Source organism: Sedimentitalea sp. XS_ASV28 (assembly GCF_041224545.1).
Classification (GTDB): Bacteria; Pseudomonadota; Alphaproteobacteria; order Rhodobacterales; family Rhodobacteraceae; genus Sedimentitalea.
Genome location: NZ_JBGFGP010000176.1, coordinates 39,134 through 61,503 on the forward strand (window position 1 = coordinate 39,134; position 22,370 = coordinate 61,503).

General features: G+C 61.4%; 20 protein-coding genes and 1 pseudogene. 11 read left to right on the top strand and 10 right to left on the bottom strand.

From position 1 onward, the window contains the following. Window positions 1-1,377 (bottom strand): Trk system potassium transporter TrkA, encoded by a 1,377-nt coding sequence (trkA, locus tag AB9K34_RS22025; RefSeq protein ID WP_369956752.1) that lies wholly within the window; start codon window positions 1,375-1,377, stop codon window positions 1-3. A gap of 106 nt (window positions 1,378-1,483) precedes the next feature. On the opposite strand from trkA, the gene AB9K34_RS22030 reads away from it, so the two are divergent. The 3 genes from AB9K34_RS22030 (at window position 1,484) to AB9K34_RS22040 (ending at window position 4,161) form a co-directional block, all read left to right on the top strand. Then, on the top strand, window positions 1,484-1,969 hold the full coding sequence (locus AB9K34_RS22030; protein ID WP_369956754.1) for a hypothetical protein: 486 nt from the start codon (window positions 1,484-1,486) through the stop codon (window positions 1,967-1,969). A 132-nt stretch (window positions 1,970-2,101) separates the two neighbouring features. Then, the gene (locus tag AB9K34_RS22035; RefSeq protein ID WP_369956755.1) at window positions 2,102-3,502 is read left to right on the top strand and encodes a selenium-binding protein SBP56-related protein; all 1,401 of its coding nucleotides are present in this window, start codon (window positions 2,102-2,104) and stop codon (window positions 3,500-3,502) included. 77 nt (window positions 3,503-3,579) lie between these two features. Further along, window positions 3,580-4,161, top strand: a complete 582-nt coding sequence (locus AB9K34_RS22040) for a hypothetical protein (protein WP_369957110.1) — start codon at window positions 3,580-3,582, stop codon at window positions 4,159-4,161. A gap of 6 nt (window positions 4,162-4,167) precedes the next feature. On the opposite strand, the gene AB9K34_RS22045 is transcribed toward AB9K34_RS22040, so the two are convergent. From AB9K34_RS22045 to dusB, 5 genes are all read right to left on the bottom strand, one after another. Next, window positions 4,168-5,583 carry a sigma-54-dependent transcriptional regulator gene (locus AB9K34_RS22045; protein ID WP_369956756.1) on the bottom strand — a complete coding sequence of 472 codons (1,416 nt, stop codon included), beginning with the start codon at window positions 5,581-5,583 and terminating at the stop codon, window positions 4,168-4,170. Beyond that, window positions 5,580-7,859, bottom strand: a complete 2,280-nt coding sequence (locus AB9K34_RS22050) for an ATP-binding protein (RefSeq protein ID WP_369956757.1) — start codon at window positions 7,857-7,859, stop codon at window positions 5,580-5,582. Before AB9K34_RS22050 ends, AB9K34_RS22045 begins: the two co-directional genes overlap by 4 nt. A gap of 110 nt (window positions 7,860-7,969) precedes the next feature. Continuing rightward, entirely contained in the window at window positions 7,970-9,340 is a 1,371-nt protein-coding gene (locus tag AB9K34_RS22055; protein ID WP_369956758.1) for a response regulator, read from the bottom strand. Beyond that, on the bottom strand, window positions 9,340-10,422 hold the full coding sequence (locus AB9K34_RS22060; protein ID WP_369956760.1) for a nitrogen regulation protein NR(II): 1,083 nt from the start codon (window positions 10,420-10,422) through the stop codon (window positions 9,340-9,342). Before AB9K34_RS22060 ends, AB9K34_RS22055 begins: the two co-directional genes overlap by 1 nt. Then, window positions 10,419-11,351: a tRNA dihydrouridine synthase DusB gene (dusB, locus tag AB9K34_RS22065; protein WP_369957111.1), complete on the bottom strand. Its 933-nt coding sequence runs from the start codon at window positions 11,349-11,351 to the stop codon at window positions 10,419-10,421. Before dusB ends, AB9K34_RS22060 begins: the two co-directional genes overlap by 4 nt. A gap of 266 nt (window positions 11,352-11,617) precedes the next feature. Here dusB and ispF point away from each other — a divergent pair. The 3 genes and pseudogenes from ispF to AB9K34_RS22080 form a co-directional block, all read left to right on the top strand. Further along, window positions 11,618-12,097, top strand: a pseudogene (gene ispF, locus AB9K34_RS22070) (2-C-methyl-D-erythritol 2,4-cyclodiphosphate synthase); the annotation flags it as partial. Further along, the gene (locus AB9K34_RS22075) at window positions 12,094-12,594 is read left to right on the top strand and encodes a phosphatidylglycerophosphatase A (RefSeq protein ID WP_369956762.1); all 501 of its coding nucleotides are present in this window, start codon (window positions 12,094-12,096) and stop codon (window positions 12,592-12,594) included. The pseudogene ispF and the gene AB9K34_RS22075, both read left to right, overlap by 4 nt. Continuing rightward, window positions 12,588-13,070 carry a CinA family protein gene (locus AB9K34_RS22080; RefSeq protein WP_369956764.1) on the top strand — a complete coding sequence of 161 codons (483 nt, stop codon included), beginning with the start codon at window positions 12,588-12,590 and terminating at the stop codon, window positions 13,068-13,070. The genes AB9K34_RS22075 and AB9K34_RS22080 overlap by 7 nt, the downstream gene beginning before the upstream one ends. Window positions 13,071-13,098: 28 nt before the next feature. Here the strand turns inward: AB9K34_RS22080 and AB9K34_RS22085 are convergent, their stop codons facing one another. Then, complete coding sequence (locus tag AB9K34_RS22085; protein ID WP_369956766.1) at window positions 13,099-13,557, bottom strand: type II toxin-antitoxin system RatA family toxin; 459 nt, start codon at window positions 13,555-13,557, stop codon at window positions 13,099-13,101. 77 nt (window positions 13,558-13,634) lie between these two features. Between AB9K34_RS22085 and hpt the strand changes: the two genes are divergently transcribed. Beyond that, complete coding sequence (gene hpt, locus AB9K34_RS22090) at window positions 13,635-14,183, top strand: hypoxanthine phosphoribosyltransferase (RefSeq protein ID WP_369956768.1); 549 nt, start codon at window positions 13,635-13,637, stop codon at window positions 14,181-14,183. A gap of 118 nt (window positions 14,184-14,301) precedes the next feature. Here the strand turns inward: hpt and lipA are convergent, their stop codons facing one another. Then, complete coding sequence (gene lipA, locus AB9K34_RS22095; RefSeq protein WP_369956769.1) at window positions 14,302-15,255, bottom strand: lipoyl synthase; 954 nt, start codon at window positions 15,253-15,255, stop codon at window positions 14,302-14,304. A gap of 221 nt (window positions 15,256-15,476) precedes the next feature. Here lipA and AB9K34_RS22100 point away from each other — a divergent pair, with 221 nt between their 5' ends. Beyond that, on the top strand, window positions 15,477-16,463 hold the full coding sequence (locus AB9K34_RS22100) for a hypothetical protein (protein WP_369956770.1): 987 nt from the start codon (window positions 15,477-15,479) through the stop codon (window positions 16,461-16,463). 24 nt (window positions 16,464-16,487) lie between these two features. Here the strand turns inward: AB9K34_RS22100 and AB9K34_RS22105 are convergent, their stop codons facing one another. Further along, a complete protein-coding gene (locus tag AB9K34_RS22105; protein ID WP_369956771.1) occupies window positions 16,488-17,639 on the bottom strand; it encodes a DUF6456 domain-containing protein in 1,152 nt (383 codons plus the stop codon). 247 nt (window positions 17,640-17,886) lie between these two features. Here AB9K34_RS22105 and AB9K34_RS22110 point away from each other — a divergent pair, with 247 nt between their 5' ends. Next, window positions 17,887-18,174 (top strand): DUF6477 family protein, encoded by a 288-nt coding sequence (locus tag AB9K34_RS22110; RefSeq protein WP_369956773.1) that lies wholly within the window; start codon window positions 17,887-17,889, stop codon window positions 18,172-18,174. Here the strand turns inward: AB9K34_RS22110 and AB9K34_RS22115 are convergent. Continuing rightward, window positions 18,167-19,711, bottom strand: coding sequence for a trimethylamine methyltransferase family protein (locus AB9K34_RS22115; protein WP_369956774.1), 1,545 nt, complete (start codon window positions 19,709-19,711; stop codon window positions 18,167-18,169). The two genes, AB9K34_RS22110 and AB9K34_RS22115, sit on opposite strands and share 8 nt — an antisense overlap. A 135-nt stretch (window positions 19,712-19,846) precedes the next feature. On the opposite strand from AB9K34_RS22115, the gene AB9K34_RS22120 reads away from it, so the two are divergent. Together AB9K34_RS22120 and guaA are read left to right on the top strand one after the other, a co-directional pair. Next, complete coding sequence (locus AB9K34_RS22120) at window positions 19,847-20,569, top strand: DUF2270 domain-containing protein (RefSeq protein ID WP_369957113.1); 723 nt, start codon at window positions 19,847-19,849, stop codon at window positions 20,567-20,569. A 59-nt stretch (window positions 20,570-20,628) separates the two neighbouring features. Then, window positions 20,629-22,200 (top strand): glutamine-hydrolyzing GMP synthase, encoded by a 1,572-nt coding sequence (gene guaA, locus AB9K34_RS22125; protein WP_369956776.1) that lies wholly within the window; start codon window positions 20,629-20,631, stop codon window positions 22,198-22,200. Window positions 22,201-22,370: the final 170 nt, after the last annotated feature.

Consider the following 22,370-nt stretch of genomic DNA (forward strand, 5'->3'; position numbering starts at 1 on the left):
TCAGAAGAAGTCGATCGAGACCTGCATCAGCCGCTCGACCTCGGGCACGTCATCGGCCAGTGCAAACAGCGCGATCACGTCCTTTTCCTCGATCCGCAGGCTGCCGGTCGGGCGCATCACCTCGCCTTCGCGCATGATCGCCCCCACCAGCACACCTTCGGGGAAATCGATGTCGCGGATCCGCTGCCCGGCCAGAGGCGAGGTCGACATCACCTCGGCCTCGATCACCTCGGCCTCGGCGTCGCCGATGGAATAGACCGCACGCACCCGCCCGTGGCGAATATGGCGCAGGATTGAACTGACCGTGGTGGAGCGCGGGTTGATATAGGCGTCGATTCCAAGCGGCGCCATCATCGGCACCAAAGTCGGATCATTGATCAGTGCAATCGCATAAGGGCAGCCCTCGGACTTGGCCCGCACCGCCGCCAGCATGTTGGTCTTGTCGTCATCGGTCACAGCGAGCATGGCGTCGGCCCGGTCGATGCCCGCCTCGCGCAACAGTGCCGCGTCGAGCCCGTCCCCATGCAGGACAATGGTTCTCTCAAGGGCATCGGCGGCCACCTCCGCACTTTTCCGGTTCCGCTCGATCACCTTTGCCCGCGTGCGTTTCTGGCGCTTTTCCAGCGTCTTGGCGACGGTCAGCCCGACATTGCCGCCGCCCACGATCACCAGACGTTCCTGCTTGTGCTGTTCCTTGCCGAAAATCTCCATCGTGCGACCGACATCATCGACATGGGCAAAGACGTAACACTCGTCCCCGGCAAACAACTGATCGTCCGGTTCCGGCGCGAACAGGCTGCCGTCCCGGCGCACGCCGACGACGATCGAGCGCAATGTCGAGAACAGATCCGTCAACTGCCGCAGCGGCGTGTTGAGCACCGGACAGTCCTCATCCAGCGCGATACCGAGAAGCTGCGCCTTGCCCTCCATGAAGGTCTCGGTGTCAAAGGCGGCGGGTGCCGCAAGCCGCTGCATCGCCGCCGACGCCACCTCGCGTTCGGGGCTGATCACCACATCGATCGGCAGGTGATCGCGCCGGTAGAGATCGGAGTAAATCGCCGTGAGATAGGATTGCGCCCGCAGACGCGCGATCTTGCGCTGGATCGAGAACACCGAATGCGCCACCTGGCAGGTCACCATGTTGACCTCGTCGGAATGGGTCGCCGCGATGATCATGTCAGCATCCCGCGCTCCTGCCCTGTCCAGGATGTCCGGATAGCTGGCAAAACCCGCGATTCCCTGCACATCCAGCGTATCGGTGGCCCGCCGCACGAGATCGGGGTTGCTGTCGACAACGGTGACATCGTTCGATTCGCCTGACAGGTGACGTGCGATCTGCCAGCCTACCTGACCGGCACCGCAAATGATGACCTTCATGCGCTCTTGACCCTTGGTCCGGTGTTCTGCGTTCATTTGCATGACAGAAGCCCCCAGAAGGGTCAATTCAATTGTCACCCGCCGCTGGTTGATGCAAACTGTTGCCATGAAACTCGTGATGCGGATTCTCGTGGCAGGACTGATGGTTGGCGCTTGCGGGCCGCTGTCCCTCTATTACCGGCCCGGCGTCGAGGTCAGCCGGATGCAAACCGACGCGACCAACTGCGAGGTCGAGGCGCTCAGGGATGCGCCGGTTGCCAACCAGATACGCCAGCGCCCGCCGATCTATTTCCCCGGCAACAGATTCTGTACGGGAAATGGATGCTACTACAATCCCGGCTATTGGGTCGATGGCGGCCTGTACACCGTTGACGTGAACCAGGATCTGCGCCGCCGGGTGCTGGATATCTGCATGGCGAACAAGGGCTATCAGCCGGTCAGCATCCCGCGCTGCCCAGCCAATGTAAGCGCGTCCGCACCGCGCGCGGCGACATCGACGCTGCCCGCGCTGGCACGAAACTCCTGCGCGATCCGCTATGACGATGGCAGTTGGCAGATCGTGACACCGCAGGTGTCGACCGCGTCGGAGTAGACCGGCAAAGGGGCATGTCCGCCTCTGGCGATCACGCGGCGCGAAAGAATGTTACCGATTGACGGTCGCGTTCCATGTTCTGGAAGCGATGCAACCGCTTGTTCGACAATATTTGCATTCTGGGAGAAAATCATGAACCTGAGACCGGATCCGACATTCCACGCCACGCCGAAGCTCGCGATGGCCGCGCCTGTCGAAAAACTCGCCTTCACGCTTATGCTCAGTCCCGACGGATCACAGCCCGACGGGTTGGCGGTGATCGATGTCGATGCCACGTCGGAAACCTATGGGCAGATCGTTCATTCGCTGATGATGCCCAACACGGGCGACGAATTTCACCATTTCGGCTGGAACGCCTGCTCGTCCGCGCTCAGCCCGCTGACGGGACATGCCTTTCTTGAACGTCGCTATCTCATCATTCCCGGAATCCGTTCGAGCCGTATCTACATCATCGATGTCAAGGAACCGCTCAAGGCCAGGATTCACAAGATCATCGAACCCGAAGAGCTGTTTGAGAAAACCGGGTACTCCCGCCCTCACACGATCCATTGCGGGCCCGAGGGCATCTATGTTTCGACCCTGGGCGGTGGCGGCAAGGACGGGATGGACGGCCCGCCGGGCATCTTCATCATGGATTGCGAGACATTTGACATTCTGGGTCGCTACGAAATGGATCGTGGGGTTCAGGACAAGCATTACGACTTCTGGTGGAACCTGCCGCGCGATTACATGATCAGTTCCGAATGGGCGCTGCCGCCGCAATATGAAAACGGCGTCGTGGCCGAGGATCTGCTTGCCAACAAATACGGCCACAGCATTCATTTCTGGGATTTGCGTGGACGTCGCAACGTCCAGACCATTGACCTGGGCGAAAACCATCAGATGGCGCTGGAGATCCGGCCCGCGCACGACCCGGCCAAACAATACGGATTTTGCAGCATCGTCGTGGACACGACCAACCTGCAAGGCGCGATCTTTACCTGGTGGCGCAATGACGACGGCACGTTCGACGCCAGGAAAACCGTCACGATCGATCCGCAGCCCGCGGATGCGGACGAGCTGCCCGAATTGCTAAAGGGATTTGGCGCGGTGCCGCCGCTGATCACCGATATCGACCTCAGCATGGATGACAGGTTTCTTTACGTGTCCTGCTGGGGGATCGGCGAAATGCACCAATACGACGTCTCCGACCCGATGAATCCGGTGCTCGCGGGCAAGGTCGAGATTGGCGGCATCGTCCGGAAAACGCCACATCCCAACGGCAAGACATTCGGCTATGGCCCGCAGATGGTCGAAATCAGCCGCGATGGCAAACGGGTCTACTGGACCAACTCGCTCTATTCGACGTGGGATGACCAGTTTTACCCCGGCGAACGCGGTGCGGCGATGGTGATGGCAAATGTCGGCGATACCGGCGGCCTGACGCTGGACGAGTCGTTCTGGGTCGAGTTTCCCGAGGGCTATCGCTGCCACCAGATCCGCCTTGAGGGCGGGGATTGTTCGACCGACAGTTTCTGCTATCCGAACAGCTAGACGTGGATCAGACACCGGCGGTGGCCCTTTGGTGGGCGGTCATCGCATCGGGCATCTATCACGGGGTGAATCCGGGGATGGGATGGCCCCTGTCAGTCTCGGCCGCACTGATGGAAGGGCGGCGGGCGGCGCTTGGCAAGGCGCTCATGCTGCTGGCGCTCGGACATTTTCTGGCGATGTCCGCGATCCTTCTGCCATTCACGCTGATCTATGCGCTGGTTGATTGGCAGCGCGAAATACGCATCGGTACGGGGTTTATCGTCCTCGCTGCCGGCGTCTATCTTCTGATCAATCGCCGTCACCCGCGGGGGTTGGCACGGATCAGGCCGACACGGCTTGCCCTCTGGTCGTTTCTTGCCGCGATGGCGCATGGCGCGGGGCTGATGCTTCTGCCCATCTATCTGGGGCTGTGCGGGATCGAGGACGCGGAGCCGGGCCATCGCGCCGCCGCCGAACTGATGCTTGGCAACCTCGATATCGCGCTGGCGGTCGCGGCTGTTCACACCGCGGCGATGACCGTGGCGGGCGGGGTGATCGCAATCGGGGTTCACGCCTGGCTTGGCCTGAAATTCCTGTCCAGGGCCTGGTTCAACATGGATGTGCTATGGGCGCTGAGCCTGATCAGTGTCGGTGCGCTGGCGCTCTGGACCGCTTTATGACAACACCTATTCGGCTGCTTCGGTTGTCTCCTGCTCCACATGCGCGACCCGAGCGCCCGACTTGCTCGATGTGACCACGCCCAGCGACTTCAGCTTGCGGTGCAACGCACTGCGCTCCATCCCGACGAACGACGCGGTGCGGCTGATATTGCCGCCAAACCGGTTGATCTGGGTCAGCAGGTATTCGCGTTCGAACGCCTCGCGCGCTTCGCGCAGCGGCAGGGTTGCCAGCGCCCCGGACAGGACCACGCGGCCCTCATCGGCCGATTTCACCTCGTCACCGGGCAATTCGCGGGCTTCGATGGGCCCGTTGCCCTCGCCCAGGATCAGCACCCGTTCGATCAGATTCTTGAGCTGGCGCACGTTGCCCGGCCAGACCATTGTCTGCATCAGCGCAATGGCCTCTTCCGAAATCTCCCGCAGCGGCAGGCCCTGGCTCTTGTGGCAGGATTCGATGAAATGCCCGGCCAGCACAGGCACGTCTTCCCGGCGCTCTTCCAGCGACGGCACCGCGATCGGCACCACGTTCAGCCGGTGATAGAGTTCCTGCCGGAAACGTTCGGCGCGGATTTCCTGTTCCAGATTCTTGTTGGTGCTGGAAATCACGCGCAGGTCGACGCGAACCTTGTCATTTCCGCCGACCCGCTGGAATTGCTGGTCGACCAGCACCCGCAAGATCTTGGATTGGGTCCCGATCGGCATATCCGCGACTTCATCGAAATAGACGACGCCACCATGAGCCTGTTCGAGCAATCCGGGCTCGACCCCCCGTTCGGGCGTTTCCCGTCCGAACAGCACCTCTTCCATCCGCTCAGGCTCGATACTGGCGCAATTCACCGTCACGAACGGCGCGTTCGAGCGGTTGGAATGGGCGTGGATATAGCGCGCGGCAATTTCCTTGCCCGATCCAGCCGGTCCGGTCAGCATCACCCGCCCGTTCGACTTGGTCACCTTGTCGAGATTGCCGATCAGGGTGCGGAACGCCGAACTTGCACCGATCATTTCGGCCCCCACACCGTCGCGGTGTTTCAGTGCGCTGTTCTCCCGTCGAAGCCGCGATGTCTCCATCGCGCGGCGTATAACCACCAGCAACTGATCGATATTGAAGGGTTTTTCGATAAAGTCATAGGCCCCCTGCTTGATCGCGGCGACCGCGATCTCGATATTGCCGTGGCCCGAAATGATCACCACGGGAATGTCGGGGTTGTCGCGTTTGACCGCCTTGAGAATGTCGATCCCGTCCATCCGGCTGTCTTTCAGCCAGATGTCGAGGATCAGCAAGGCGGGCGGTTCCGCGTTTATGGCCGACATGCAGTCATCGGAATTGCCTGCCAGCCGCGTGGAAAACCCCTCGTCCTCCAGAATATCTCCAACCAGTTCCCGGATGTCGCGTTCGTCATCGACGATCAGAATGTCACTCATATCGTTCCTGCTCTTTCTGCCTCTGCCTCGCCTTCCGTGGTGGCGTTCGTTTCAGTTGTGCCGGTGATCACCAGCCGTATCACGGCCATTGCACCGAAATGGGATTGGCCCTCGAATACCGGCGCATCCTCGAGGGTCAGCGTACCCCCGTGTTCCTCGATAATCTTCTTGACGATGGGCAAGCCCAGCCCGGTGCCCTGATCGCGCGTGGTGACATAGGGCTCAAACAGTCTTGCGCGGTCTTCGGGCAACCCGATTCCGTTATCTGCAATCGTGATGGTACAGGCTGGACCCGACGTACTCACCGATACCCTGATCTCGGGCACGAGATCCTCCGGCGCGCCCTTTTCCTTCAGCGTTTCAATCGCTTCCCCGGCGTTCTTGATCAAATTGGTCAATGCCTGCGACATCATCGTCGCATCCAGATCGGCGCAAATCTCGCCATCGGGCAGCGTGGCGCTGATCCTGACGCCGGGCTGGCCGGTCTGTTGCAGCAGGACCGCATCCCGTACCAGCGCGATAACGTCTTCGGCGCGGCGGTCGGGTTCGGGCATCCGTGCGAACTTGCTGAACTCATCCACGATACGGCGCAGATCGTTGGTCTGGCGTACGATGACGTCGGTCATGGAGTCGAGCTTGTCGCGCTCTTCGCCAACGGCAGGACCGAACTTGCGTTTTATCCGCTCCGCGCTCAGCTGGATCGGAGTCAGCGGATTCTTGATCTCGTGCGCGATCCGGCGCGCGACATCGCCCCAGGCTGCCATGCGCTGTGCGCTGACCAGATCGGTCACATCGTCGAACGCGACAACATATCCCTCAAGGCTACCATCGGCCTCGCGACGAGTCGACATGCGGACCAGCAGGTTTTCCATATGTCCCTGGCGCGACACCTTGATTTCGCTTTGCGCAACTTCGCCGGTTCCGGTCTTGAGCTGTTCGAACAAGGCTCCGAATTCGGGCACGGCGACCGTCAGGGCAAGATCCTGCTCGTGGCCTGTCCAGTCGAGCAGCCGTTCGGCGGACCGGTTGACGAAGGTCACCTTGCCATCGGGATCCAACCCCACCACCCCGGACGTTACCGAGGTCAGAACCGAGTCGAATAGCCGGCGTCGCCGCTCGATCTGGCGGGTATTGTCCAGGAGCCGCTCACGCTGCCCCTTGAGCTGATAGGTCATCTGGTTGAAATAACGTCCGAGCAGGGCGATTTCGTCGTCCCCCTGCTCTTCATCCACCTGAACGTCCAGATCGCCTGCACCGACCTTTTGCGCCGCCGTGGTCAATCGTCCGACCGGACGGCTCAGCCGTTCGGCGAACCACAAGCCGGACCAGATCGCCGCAAGCACCAGGATCAGCGCAAAGCCGAGATACAGCAACCCGAATTCAAACAGCACGCGGCCGCGTTCATTCTCGAGTTGCTGATAAAGCACCACCGTTTCCTTGGTCTCGTCCAGCAGATTCAGAATGTCGCCATCAACCTCGCGGCTCACGTAAAGGTAACGGTCGACAAAGGTTTCGAGCGGCAGCAGCGCGCGAAACTCGTTATTGTCCCAGTCCTGGATGACGATCAGACCGTCATCCGTCGCCGCGGCCAATTGGTCGGATGTGGGGCGCTCGAAGTCGAACAGGTACGATCCCTCGCCCCGCGCCCGGATTTCGCCAGTACCGTCAATTACATAGGCTTCGCGCAATCCGCGCTGGATTTGCGCCTGCCCTTGACCGAGAAACTGCCGCAGCTCCGCATCGTTGATGAAAACGTTGACCTGTCGCGTCGTTGCCAGATAGCGCGCCAACGCACGCGCGTCCTGTGCGAGGTTTTGCCGGTGTTCCTCTTCATAGGCCTCGGCAGCGGACAGGGACGATCCGACCACCTGCCGGACCCGCTCGGAAAACCATCCTTCGAGTCCGATATTGACGGTCAGCCCGGCAAACACCGCGACAATCACCGTCGGGATCAACGCCAGCAAGGCAAAGACGGCTGTCAGCCGAAGATGCAGACGTGACCCCGCGGACCGCGCCCGGCGGGCGGCGATCAGCCGGGCAACCTGCCCCAGAACCAGCGTCGCAACGACGAGGATATAGACCAGATCGGCCAGAAAGATGAAGCGCAGCGACGGCGATGAGGCGTGCTGGTCAAAGGGACCGAGCACCATGAACGTGGCCAGCGCCAGCGCAGGCCCCAGCAACACCAGACCCAGCGTACCCGCGTTCTTGGCACGCCTGGTTTTGCGCCACCGGTTGAAAGTCGTGAACGGCCTGTTCTGTGACCGGGTTGTCACGTGTCGTCCTCATATTGATGTGCCGCTCGCGCGGCGTACCGCCATATTTCGTGGTCTTGTCCCGGTATCGTCGTCGAATGACACCGGCCTGCCACGCTTATGTGGCGGTTTTACATCAATTTGCGACGCCGTGTCACCTGTATATCGAGATCGGTGATCTTCTTGCGCAAAGTATTGCGATTGATACCGAGCAGGTCGGCGCATTTCGCCTGGTTTCCGCCGGTCGCTTCAAGCGCGATCTCAATCAGCGGGATCTCCATTTCCCTGAGAATGCGCGCGTAAAGCCCCGGCGGCGGCAGCATACTACCATGCAGGTCGAAATAGCGGCGCAAATGACGCGCAACCGAGGCCGAGAGTTTTTCCGTACTGCCCTGACCCGGAACGGGCTCCATTTCCGGCTGGTTTCCCAGCACCACCTCGACCTCGGCGCGCGATATCTCGTCGGCGCGGCTGGTCAGGACAAGGCGGCGAATCGTGTTTTCAAGCTGACGGACATTGCCGGGCCAGCTATAGGCACGAAACAGGTCCAGCGCCCCGTCACCGAGCCGTCGTCTGGCCGAGCCTTCCCGCTCGGCCCGGCTCAGGAAATGTTCGGCAAGCAACGTGATGTCGTCGACGCGCTCGCGCAGCGCCGGCACATTCACGGTGGCACCGCTCAGACGGTAATAGAGATCCTTGCGCAGCCTGCCCTTTTCCATCGCATCGGCAAGATCCCCCTGCCCGGTCGCCATGAAGCGCGGAACATGATCGCCGGGCGCATCGATCATCCGCACGATGCGGGCCTGAATCTCGTCATCGACATCGGCAATTTCGTCGATCAAGACGGTGCCGCCCTTGACCCGCGCCAGAACCCGTGCCGGCCCTTCGAGTTCCTGAAGATCGGCGCCGGTCACCGAGATGAAAGGCAAGGTTCGCCGGTCCGAAAAGTCGTGAATGGCCCGCGCGATCAGGGACTTGCCCGTGCCGCTTTCGCCCGAGATCAACACCGGCAGGTCGGTATTCATCACCTTGGCGACCAGCCGGTACAGCGCCTGCATGATCGGCGTGCGCCCCACCAGCGGCAGATCCTCGGGGCGCTCGCTGGCGGCCGATTCGGCCACCCCGGAGGACGCGCGCCGTTTGAGTTCCAGCGCACGGGATGTCCGTTTCATCAGATCGGGAAGGTCAAACGGTTTGGGAAGATAATCATACGCCTCGGCTTCGGCCGCCTTGATCGCCGTCATGATGGTGTTCTGCGCCGAGATCACGATCACCGGCAGGCCCGGTCGATCCTCGGCGATCTTGGGCAGCATCTCGAGCCCGTTCCCGTCAGGCATCATCACGTCGCTGATCACGACATCGCCCTTTCCCTCGCTGACCCACCGCATCAGGGTTGTCAGCGAACTGGTCGCGTGCACCTTGCACCCTGCCCGGGTCAGGGCCTGCGTCAGAACCGTGCGGATCGTGCGGTCGTCGTCGGCGACAAGTACCGTGCCGTCCATCAGGAAGTCTCCTCTTTGTCAGGGCTGCGGGGCGCGCGCGGAAGCGACAGGCGAAATACCGTGCGCCCCGGCACCGAGGTGACCGAGATCCAGCCACCGTGGTCGGAAATGATCTTGCTTACCAACGCCAGGCCAAGCCCGGTGCCGTTCTCGCGGCCTGACACGAACGGATCGAACACGTCGGCGCGGATATCTTCGGGCAGGCCCGGTCCGTCATCGATGATCTCGACCTGAAGCGGCAGGGACTGGCCACGGCCATCGGCACGGCGCAGCCGGAAGGAATGCTCGAAATAGCTGTGGATCCGGATTGTTCCGCCGGATGGCTCCGCCACTTCGGAGGCGTTCTTCAAAAGGTTCAGGATCACCTGCAACAACTGATCCGGATCGCCGTAGGCCAGCGGCAGCGACGGATCGTAATCCTCGATGATGCGCATATGCGCCCCGAACCCGAGCAAGGCCGAGCGGCGTGCCCGGTCCAGAACATCGTGGATATTCACCGCGCGAAACTCTGGCGGCGACAGGTTTCCGAACTGCTCCACCTGTTCAAGCAGCTTCACGATACGCCGGCTCTCGACGACGATAAGATCCGTGAGTTCAAGCTCTTCCGGCGGCAGGTTCATGCTCAGCAACTGTGCCGCACCAGTGATCCCGGCCAGCGGGTTCTTGATTTCATGCGCCAGCATCTCGGCCATTCCGATGGCAGACTGCGCCGCCGATTTCACCGAATGGCTCTGCGTCATGCGCCCGGCCAGTTCGCGCGGCGAGATCATGATGATCATCGTGGTCGGATCCGAAATCAGCGGCGCGATTTGCAGCGCACATTGCAGCGGTGCGCGACTGCCGGACCCGACATCGATATCGTTGACAAAAAGCGGGGTGCCGTTCGCGCGCGCGCGCGCAAACGCGTCCTCGATCGGCGCATCGATGGCAATCACGTCCCAGACCGGCGCGCCGAGAATCGATTTGGCCGACAGGTTCAGAAACCCCTCGCCCGCCGAATTGACATCAATGATCCTGTCCCCGGCATCGATCAGGAATGCCGGGACCGGCAAAGACGCCCAGATATTCGCATCCGTGATCATGCTGCCGCGTCCTCCGGCTGGCGGGCAAGCGCATCCGGCAACAGGCGCAGGACCTCATTCGGGTCTTTCGATGTCAGGAGCCGCCGACGCAGACAGGACCGTGTGCGCGCGTCATCCATATACCATCCAAGGTGCTTGCGGGCGACCCGCAGGCCAAGATCCGCACCGTAGAACGACAACATCGTCTGGTAGTGGCCAGAGACCATCGCAACCAGCGCGTCCCCCTGCGGCACGTCGGGTGCGGGCGCGTTCCACAGGTCATGGGCCACCTGAGCCAGCAGCCATGGCTTGCCCTGCGCCCCGCGCCCGATCATGACGCCGTCGCCGCCGGATTGCGCCAGAGCGCGCCGCGCAGTGGCGGTGTCGATGATGTCGCCATTTGCGATGACAGGCACGTTCACCTGCTCCTTCACGCGCGCGATCGCCGCCCAATCGGCGCTGCCCTTGTAGAACTGGCACCGCGTGCGCCCGTGAATCGTGATCATCTGCACGCCCGCAGACTCCGCACGCCGGGCAACATCAGGCGCATTGAGGCATGTGTCATCCCAGCCCAGACGGGTTTTGAGCGTGACCGGCACATCCACCGCCCCCACCACAGCCTCGATCAGGCGCAGGGCGTGGTCGGGGGTCTTGAGCAGGGCCGAACCGGAATAGCCGTTGGTCACTTTCTTGGCCGGACAACCCATGTTGATGTCAATGATCGCCGCGCCGCGATCGGCGACCTGCCGCGCCGCCTCGGCCATCCAGTGCGCCTCGCGCCCGGCCAGTTGCACCGCGGTGTTGGCAACATCCGCGCTCAGTTCCGCACGTTCGCGCACGCCGGGCTTGGACTGGACCATTTCCTGGCTGGCCACCATTTCGCTGACCACCAGCCCGGCCCCGAAACTCCGGACCAGATCGCGAAACGGGCGGTCGGTGATTCCGGCCATCGGCGCAAGCACGACCGGCGGCGTCAGAACAGATGTATCGAATTGCGGCGTCACATGCCCAAACCTTGTGCAGTTGCACCGGGTTTAGTGGACGCCCCTCCGGCATACAACGCTCAGGCATGGAATCCTGCCGCAACGGAATGCGCCTGCACAATTATTGTGCAATGCATCCGGGGTGATTGCCACAGATTGACCCAAAGCCTAAACAGCGGGCGTGGTGCGTACCGGAAACCGAGGGCGCACGCAGAACCAAAAAAGGCGCGCATATGGATATCAGGCTGGGAAACGGATTCGACGTGCACAGGTTCGGACCTGGCGACGCGGTCACGCTTTGCGGGGTCACGCTCCCGTTTGATCGTGGCTTGCAGGGGCATTCGGATGCCGATGTGGGCATGCACGCGCTGACCGATGCGATCTACGGGGCGCTCGCGCGGGGCGATATCGGTCAACATTTCCCGCCCAGCGACCCGCAGTGGAAAGGCGCGGCCAGCGACATTTTCCTGCGTCACGCCATCGACCTCGCGCGGAGCATGGGCCTGGCTCCGGGCAATGTGGATGTCACCCTGATCTGCGAGGCACCCAGGATCGGACCGCATGCTGCGGCGATGCGGGCCTGTCTCGCCGAAATCACGGGCATGGATATCGCCCGTGTATCGGTCAAGGCGACAACGTCGGAACGGCTCGGCTTCACCGGGCGCGGCGAGGGCATTGCCGCAATTGCAACCGCAACGCTGGTGTCGGTATGAAGCGGCTGGCGGATCTGATCGCGACGGTCTGCGGTGTCGGCTACCTGCGCCCAGCACCGGGCACGTGGGGATCGCTGGCGGCGCTGCCTCTGGGTTGGCTGGTTCATGCGATCGGCGGTTTTCCCCTGTTGCTGATCGCCATCGCCGCGACATTCCTCGCCGGTTTGTGGGCCACGCGGATCATGACCCGAAACAGTGCCGATCACGACCCCTCCGAAATCGTGATCGACGAGGTTGCGGGCCAGTTGATCGCGCTTGCACCGCTCAGCTACGCGACCTGGTCGATGGGGCTGGATATCACCCGGCTCTGGCCCGGCTGGGTCGCGGCGTTTCTGCTGTTCCGGCTGTTTGACATCGGCAAGCCGTGGCTGGTGGGGTGGGCCGACCGGCGTGGCGATCCGCTCGGGGTGATGCTCGACGATGTCATCGCCGGGGTGTTTGCCGCCCTTGGCGTCATGCTGCTCGCCGGATTGTGGCACGGGATGATGGGATGGTAGATGTCGGCGCCCTGCTCGCGCTGGCCCGCGCCGCAGGCGTACGGGTTGCCACGGCGGAAAGCTGCACCGGCGGCATGGTGGCTGCCGCGCTCACCGATATCGCAGGATCATCCGATGTGGTTGACCGCGGATTTGTCACCTATTCGAACAGCGCAAAACAACAGATGCTGGGGGTCGGGGGCGATACCTTGTCACGTGTCGGCGCGGTCTCCGAAGAGGTGGCAAGGGAAATGGCGGACGGTGCGCTTGAGCGGTCAGGCGCTGATCTCGTGGTGTCGATCACCGGCATAGCGGGTCCGGGCGGGTCGGAATTCAAACCCGAGGGGCGGGTCTGCTTCGGGCTGGCGATGACGGGGTCCGCCACAGTCACCGAAACCGTCGAGTTTGGCGCACGGGGACGTGCGCAGGTGCGCAGTGCCGCCCGCGATCACGCCCTGACGCTTCTGATGGCAGCGTTGTCGGAACGCGGCGCATAGCACCGTCGCACGGCCACGCGGCGCGCAGCTAACTCTGGTTGGCGGGGCCGTAGAGCTCGGCGGCCCGCGTCTCGAAGGCCCGCACGATACGCTGCATCGCCTCGTTGAAAACCAGCCCGATGACCCGTTGCAGGATCGCGTTCTTGAATTCGAAGTCCACGCGAAACGATACGTCGCATCCGGTTGCCGTATCCCGGAAGGCCCAGTTCGATTTCATGAACTTGAACGGCCCGTCGATATATTCGGTGTCGATCTTCTTTTGTGCGGGCCAGAGCGTCACCCGGCTGCCAAAGCGTTCGCGAAAGACCTTGAAGCTGATCACGAGGTCCGCTTCCATCACCTCGGAGTCGCCCTGCGGTTTGACGCTGCGCACACGGGCGGCGGCACACCACGGCAGAAAACGGGGGTAAGACGCCACATCCGCGACAAGGTCGTACATCTGTTCGGCAGTGTACGGCATGGGTCGGGTTTCCGAATGGCTTGGCATGTTTTCGGGTCCGGCAGTTCGTGGATGACAGTCGCGCGTCGTGTCGTATGATTGGCCCAAAAGATCAAGGGGGGACCATGGCAGAGCGGCCATATGTCATCGACGAACTGATTTCCGCCAAAGCGATTGCAGCGCGGATCGAAGATTTGTGCCGGAAGATCCGCCGCGAGTTTGCCGACACCGACAAGCTGGTGGTGGTCGGGCTGCTGCGAGGGAGCTTTGTTTTCATTGCCGACCTCGTGCGCGAGCTCGACCTGCCGATCGAGGTCGATTTCCTCGAGGCTTCATCCTACGGGGACAGCACCGAAAGCAGCCGCGAGGTCCGCATTCTCAAGGATCTGCGCGGCGCAATCGAAGGTCGTGACGTGTTGGTGGTCGAAGATATCGTCGATACCGGACACACGCTGAACCATGTCATCGGCCTGCTGACCAGCCGCAAGCCCGCCCGCCTGAAATCCATCGCGCTGCTGGACAAGCCCAGCCGGCGTGAGGTTGATTTTCGCGCTGACTGGATCGGTTTCGAAATCCCGGACGAATTTGTCGTCGGCTATGGTATCGACTTTGCGCAACGCAACCGGAACCTTCCCTATATCGGCAAGGTACGATTCACCGAGAGCACTTCGTGAACCCCCTGAAACCCGCTGCATTATCCGGCGGCTGTATTTCAGTGCATGCGCGATGGCGGATGGCAAGCACGCTTGAGAGCACCCCCGAATTCAGGAAACAAGGTGCGGGCGGAAATGCTCAGGCGAGACCCAGCTTTGCCTGACGCGCGTCGCGCAGGCGGGCGAAATCATTCCCTGCGTGGTATGACGAACGGGTCAGCGGCGTGGCCGAAACCATCAGAAAGCCCTTGCCGAACGCGGCCTTTTCGTAGGTCTCGAATTCTTCCGGCGTGACGAAACGATCCACCCGGTGATGCTTGGGCGTCGGCTGCAAATATTGCCCGATGGTCAGGAAATCCACATCTGCGGCGCGCATGTCATCCATCACCTGCTTCACCGACTGGCTGTCTTCGCCCAGACCGACCATGATGCCGGACTTGGTGAAAATCGCGGGGTCCAGTTCCTTGACCCGCTGCAACAACCGCAGCGAGTGGAAATAGCGCGCGCCCGGACGCACCGTCGGGTAAAGCCCCGGCACCGTTTCAAGGTTGTGGTTGAACACATCGGGCCGCGCCCCGACCACGGTCTCCAGAACCGACGGGTCACATTTCAGGAAATCCGGCGTCAGAATCTCGATCGTGGTTTTCGGGCTGCGATGCCGGATCGCACGAATGGTCTGGGCGAAATGCTCGGCACCGCCATCCTGAAGATCGTCGCGGTCCACCGAGGTGATCACCACATGGTTCAGTCCGAGTTTTTCCACCGCATGCGCGACCCGTCCCGGCTCGAACGCGTCCAGCGTATCCGGTCGCCCCGTGGCGATATTGCAGAAGGTGCAGCCTCGGGTACATATCTCGCCCATGATCATCATGGTGGCGTGCCCCTGGCTCCAGCATTCGCCGACATTGGGGCACCCCGCCTCTTCGCAGACGGTCACGAGATTGTTGTCGCGCATGATCTTGCGCGTATCCGCATACCCCTTGCCGCCCGGTGCTTTCACGCGAATCCATGCTGGCTTTTTCGGCTGTGCATTGTCCGGACGATGCGCCTTCTCCGGATGGCGCTGTTCGGGAATTTTCAGGTCTCGCGTCATGTGGGTTCCGGTCTGTTGCGGCAGTTGCAATGCTACCTAACATAACGCGGCGTCATGAGAACCGCCAGCGACACATGGGTGCTATGCATTCGGATCCGCTTCCCTTGTGTGAACCAGTTCCTTGTCGGAGGCCCGCTCCACCGCAATACTGAGTCCCGGATCGTGTGACCACCGCCCGAAACGGATCTGGCTGCAATGCAAAGCGAAAGCGAGGTGCCCCCGTGCCAAATATCGAATCCTGGGAACTCAAGGCAAAGATCTTCGAAAAGAAATGTGCAGCCATCGAAAAGGAGGTTGCCAAAAACTGTCCGCCCGCCGGCGCGGCCGCTCTCAAAGCCAAGATTAAAGCCAACAGAAAGATCGCCTATGATCGCGAGGACAAGTTGTCCGAGAGCATCCCGGCGGCGATCAAGAAGGGTGTTACCGGCAAGAAATGGAAGGACTTTCTTGCCGACAGGGACTTCAAGAACGCATTGTCCGATTGGGAGAGTTCGCTCAACGAACAGCAGTCACTCGTCAAATCACTGGAAGACCTCAGTAGCGACGCCAGAAAGCGGTTTCAGGATTTCAAACGCGCCTGCGACGACTTTGAAAAGGATATGAAAAAGTCCGGGCAAACGGCAAGATCGAACAAGACGGTCAAGAAATGCACTGACAAGGCCGCCGCGATCCTCTCTGATTTAACTGCGTCCAGGGACGCATTTGGCACATTGCAGGCCAAGGATGCGTTTTTCGGTGCCGATCTCAGGAAATCCAGAGATGTGGTGGTCACGAAGGCGCTGAAAGAGGGCAAGGGCGATGAATTGCCGGACATATTGCTGGAAAACCCCAAGCGGCAACAAATCGATAACAAGGCCAAACGCCTGGGTCGCAATGTCGAGAAATTTACCAGTCACGCGAGCATGCTGTGTGCCAACGACAAGTTCGCGAAAATTCCGGCGGATGTTGCCGGCAAGAAGAAGCTGGAGAAAGATGTGCAAACTGCCAAATCCTGTCTGAAAAAGGCCTCCGAGCATCTGAAAACACTCGAAAGCCTCAACAAGGATTTGCAGATCGCGCAGAAGAAGCAGGCCAAACTTATCGCAGCGCATAACGAACAGGGCAAGATGAAGAGCCTCATCAAATCCGTCGCCGATCAGCACAAGGCCGCCGAGGATAAATATAACGCAGCGGAAGATCTGGTTGACGAAGCCGACAGCAAACTGTGACGCGTCGGCTGGCACGGTCGGACGCTAGCCGATCATGCGGTCGGGCTCGTTCTGCCCGTCATAGTGATGTTTGAGACGTTGCAGCGCGATGCGCAGCACGATCTTGCCCGAACGCGCGGACCAGCCCATCTTTTTCTCTGCGGTTTCAAGCCCTTCGAGATAACAGCAGCATCGCAGCGCCACGTCGCTCAATCCCGGACCCAGATCGGACAGGGCCCGCGCCACCCGGTCGCGCGCTTCCGAGGAGCGTGAGGTCGTATCGCACCCCGCGTCGAATCCGCCGCGCCCACCGCCGGTCAGAAAGCGATCCCAGTTCTGTGCGACGCGCGGCCCCATCTGGGCGATTTCGAAATCTTCGCGCAGCCGTTCGCCGGCGCGCACCAGTTCATCGTCGAGAAATGGCTTGCCATCGCGATCCTTGCGCCGGGCCAATGCGATCAACGGGCTTTCGGACAGGTTGTACCGGGTACGGCGCGGCGGCGTGGCCGCGTTACGGGGCATTGCCGGCCCTGCCTCGCCCGCAACCAGGAAAGGTGTCTGGGCTTCCGCAAAACCGCTCTCTTTTTCCTGCCGGGCGCGGTTTTCCTGCTCTGCCAGCAGTTGCCCCAGCGCGGCGCGCCCGGCCGCAGTGATGCGATAGCGGCTGACCCGCCCCGGATTGGCGCATGAAATCCAGTCTTTCAGCGCCATGGCCTGGGCTATTTCGCAATCCACAACTGCGGTTCGGGTGGTTGTCACGCCATCTCCGTCACGCACGATCACAGCCTTCTCCATGTTCTCTGCAACCGCCAGCACGGCGCCGTTTTCGCAGAGGCGCCGCAAGACACGGCGCGCTTCGATCTCAAGCGTGGCCGCATCTGGCGTCGGAACCCGGATTTTTGCGCTATGGCTCATCGATGTCATTTCCTTTGTCATTGTTGCCGGGCCGCGCCAAATCTTTGCGTTGCGCCGGGGCATTGAAAAATGAAGGTCCGCGAGCGTCGCAAGAGCCGCATCGACAAGCGGATCGTCACGGCGGGTCTCGACCTTGCGGATTTGTCGCAGGACCGTCGAGGCGTGACATCTCGCATTCCGGGCAAGATCGCGGATCGGTTGGCCAGCCTCGGTATGGGCAAGATACCGCTGAACGGTCTCCGGAACCCAGTTTGGCAGCGCCGTTGCAACTTGATTTCCCATGTTGATCCGTCCTCGAAATCGCCAGGGCAGTGTCGGTTACCTCTTCATTAACCAACAACCTATGGGCGATTCTGTTACTCAGGAGTTAATGCAACACCCTCCCATTCACCATTGTTTTTAAATGATAAACAGTGGTGAAACCCGCGCACGCTGGTATCGCAATGAGCGCAACACCCGCAAAAGTTGTGCAATAGATTGGCGTCACCAGAAAAACGAGGGAAAGGGATTTCAGAAAATGCAAGATGTAATGAGCATGTTGAGTGCATTGCGCCGCCCACAGCTTTTGATCCGCGCGGCGCAATTCGGCGCGCGGGAATATCGCCGTGACCGGCACCTGCAGCGCCTGCTCGGATACGGTACGCTGCCGCGCCCCGCGGCGGCGATCATGCGGCTGATGGAAATCGAGCGTACCCTGAACGATCAGCGCAACAGCGATGACGCGGGCTATGCGCTCGCAAGGCATGTCGATGTGCTGATCGCGATGATGGGCGAAGCCGAGTTGCTACGCTCCGCCCGGTCGGAACCCGCTACATGAAGGCGTCCGGCATCGAGTCTTTTCTGGCTGCGACATAGGCTTCAAGCTCGGCCTGGATTGCCGGGTCGATTGCCGGCTGCTGGTAGGTCTCCAGCAGGCGCGCCACACGAAGCGAGGCCAGCGTCTGCGAATCGCGGGCACCCTCTTCTTCCCAGGTTTCAAAGGGTTTGTAATCAAACACTTCCGAGCGCCAGAATGCCGTCTTGAAATTGGCCTGCGTATGTTCGCATCCAAGATAATGACCGCCTGGCCCAACCTCGGCAATCGCGCCGAGGGCCTGTGCATTCTCGTCTGCGGACACCCCCTGCGCGAGCTTGTGCAAGACGCCAAGCTGATCCGCGTCGAGCACGAATTTCTCAAAGCTGCTGACCAGACCGCCCTCCAGCCAGCCGCAGGCGTGCAACATGAAATTCACCCCACCAAGAAGCGCCGCGTTCAGCGTATTCGCGGTTTCATAGGCCGCCTGTGCATCGGGCAGTTTTGACGCGCACAGGCCACCGCCCGAGCGGAATGGCAGGCCCAGGCGTCGCGCCAGTTGACCAGCCCCATAGAGGATCTGACTGGCCTCGGGCGTGCCGAAGGTCGGCGCACCGCTGTTCATGTCGATCGATGTCACGAAGGCACCGAAGATCACCGGCGCGCCGGGGCGGATCAGCTGGGAATAGGCGATCCCGGCAAGCACCTCGGCCAGCACCTGTGTCAGAGTGCCGGCAACCGAAACCGGCGCCATCGCGCCTCCCACGATGAACGGGGAAATAATGCAGGCCTGGTTGTTGCGGGCATAAACTTCGAGCGCGCCCATCATCACGTCATCGAAAGTCAACGGCGAGTTCACGTTGATCAGCGACGTCATCACCGTGTTCTGCTGAACGAAGTCCTTGCCGAACAGGATCTCGCACATATCGACCGAATCCTGCGCGCGGCTGGGTTCCGTCACCGATCCCATGAACGGTTTGTCGCTCAGCGTCATATGCGCAAGCAACATGTCGAGGTGACGCTTGTTCACCGGTATATCGGTGGGTTCACACACGGTACCGCCCGAATGGTGGAGCCATTTGGACATGTAGCCCAGTTTCACGAACTTGCGGAAATCCTCCATCGTCGCATAGCGGCGGCCACCGTGGGCGTCGCGCACGAAGGGAGGCCCGTAAACCGGTGCGAGAACCAAACTCTTGCCACCGATCTCGACGTTACGCGCGGGGTTGCGGGCGTGCTGCACGAAACGCGATGGCGCGGTCTCGCACAGCTTGCGCGCCAGTCCGCGCGGGATCCGAACACGTTCACCATCCACCTCCGCACCGGCGGCCCGCCAGCGTTCCAGCGCAGCCGGATTGTTCACGAAGTTCACGCCAATCTCGGCCAGCACCTTTTCGGCATTGGCCTCGATGATCTCGATCGCTTCGGGGGTCAGAACCTCGAAGTTCGGAATGTTGCGTTCAATATACCTTGCCGTTTCGACACTGACCGCGGTTCGCTCGGCGCGTCGCGCCGCGCCGCCGCCACCTCTTGCCCTGCGTCTGGTGCTTGCTTCGGTCATGCCCTCGTCCCCTGTTGAAAACGGCTTCTGCGCCTGTGGTTTATCGCAAGCGGATACCCTTGCCGGGAAAGATTGCGGCGCATGCGGGGGAAAAGCGACATATGCGCCTCTGGCGAACGCTTTGACCCGCGGCAAATGGCGGGGCATTATGACGGTCAGCCATGGGAGGGCGGCGTCATTTCGGAAACAGAATCAGCCCGCAAGACCCTGAACGCGGCGGAAATCGGCGCGGTCGCGCATCTCTATCGTGGCGAGATTTATCGAAGCACGATCTGGCGCACCCGGCTCGATACCACGACGAATTGGGCGGTTGTCACCCTCGGCGTCGCATTGTCGATCTCGTTCGCCTCGCCCGACGCCTCGCCGCTGCCGCTGGTGCTGGTCGGTGTGCTCATCATCCTGTTTCTGATGCTGGAAGCCCGCCGCTACCGCTATTTCAGCGTCTGGCGCGCCCGCGCCCGCTGGCTGGAAACCCATTTCTACGCCCCGCTGCTTTATGACGGCGACCTTCACATGGAGGATAACTGGCAGCAGGTTCTGGCGCAGGATTACATGCGCCCGCGCTATCATGTCGGGTTGCTGATCGCGATCGGGCGGCGAATCCGGCGCAACTACCTTTGGATCCTGTTGATCCAGTCGATCGCCTTTGCCGGCAAACTGGCGGTGCATCCGACCCCTGTGACCTCATTGCAAGAGGCACTCGGGCGCGCCGATGTCGGCCCCCTGCCCGGTGTCGTGGTCGTGCTGACCGGCATCCTCTATATCCTGACCTGGTCCGCCATTGCGTTCTGGAGCTATCGCGTGGACGTGGGCCGTGCCACACAGCGGGGCAAGCAAAGTTCGGACTCGATGGGTTGAGACCGCGCGCCGCTGCCATTCCTCTTGCCAGTCCGCCCGCTCCATCCTAAAGCCAGCACATGACCCAGACCAGCCATGACCGCCTTCTCATCATCGACTTCGGCAGCCAGGTAACGCAGCTTATCGCGCGTCGCCTGCGCGAATTGAACGTCTATTGCGAAATCCACCCCTATCAGAACGTGACCGACGCCTTTCTGGCAGAGTATGCGCCCAAGGCGGTGATCTTTTCCGGCGGGCCGGATTCGGTCATGCGCGAGGGCAGCCCGCGCCCCCCGAAATCGGTCTACGACCTCGGCGTGCCGATTCTGGGCATCTGCTATGGGCAGCAGGTCATGATGCACGATCTCGGCGGTCGGGTCGAAGCCGGCGAACACGCCACCGCGGAATTCGGGCGCGCCTATGTCTCGCCCTCCGAGGCGCGCGTCGATTTTCTCAACGGCTGGTTCATGGATGGCTCCGGTCGCGAACAGGTCTGGATGAGCCACGGCGATCACGTGTCCGAGATCGCCCCCGGATTCCAGGTCTTCGGCACGTCGCCCGGTGCGCCCTTTGCGATCACCGCCGACCCGGCACGCAACTTTTACGCGGTGCAGTTCCACCCCGAAGTGCACCACACGCCCAACGGCAAGACGCTCTATGAGAACTTTGTGCGCGCCGCCGGGTTCTCCGGCGACTGGACGATGGGCGCCTATCGCGAGGAAATGATCCGCAAAATCCGCGATCAGGTGGGCGACCGCAAGGTGATCTGTGCCCTGTCTGGCGGGGTGGACAGCTCGGTCGCGGCGATCCTGATCCACGAAGCCATCGGCGAACAACTCACCTGTGTCTTTGTCGATCACGGGCTGTTGCGGATGAACGAGGCGCACGAAGTCGTGTCGATGTTCCGCGAGCACTACAACCTGCAACTGATCCATGCGGATGAAAGCGCGTTATTCCTTGGCGAACTTGAGGGTGTCAGCGACCCCGAGACCAAGCGCAAGATCATCGGCAAGCTGTTCATCGACGTGTTTCAGAAATACGCGGATACCATTGAGGGTGCCGAATTCCTCGCCCAGGGCACGCTCTATCCTGACGTGATCGAATCCGTCTCGTTTTCGGGCGGCCCGTCCGTCACGATCAAGAGCCACCACAATGTCGGTGGATTGCCGGAAAAGATGGGGCTCAAGCTGGTCGAACCGCTGCGCGAACTTTTCAAGGACGAAGTGCGCGTTCTGGGTCACGAGCTTGGCCTGCCCGCGAGCTTCATCGGCCGTCATCCCTTCCCGGGCCCCGGACTGGCGATTCGCTGCCCCGGCGAGATCACCCGCGACAAGCTTGAAATCCTGCGCAAGGCGGATGCCGTTTATATCGACCAGATCCGCAAGCATGGTCTCTATGACGAAATCTGGCAGGCATTCGTGGCCATCCTTCCGGTGCGCACCGTGGGCGTGATGGGCGACGGGCGCACCTATGATTATGCCTGCGCCCTGCGCGCGGTGACGTCGGTCGATGGCATGACGGCGGATTATTATCCGTTCAGCCACGATTTCCTGGGCGAAACTGCCACCCGCATCATAAACGAAGTCAAGGGCATCAACCGCGTCACCTATGATGTCACGAGCAAACCTCCGGGAACGATTGAGTGGGAGTAAGCCCGGGCATTCAGGAAATCACTGACGGGTTTTCTGATGACGTGTGTATCACCAAAGACGGCGTTGCAGGTGAATAACGCGATCTTTTTGCGCCATCGCGGTGTGATCCAGTCATTCTCGCCGGCGCCCCCAGGCAGCTTTGTCTGACAGGCGATGTGCCAGTGGCCCGC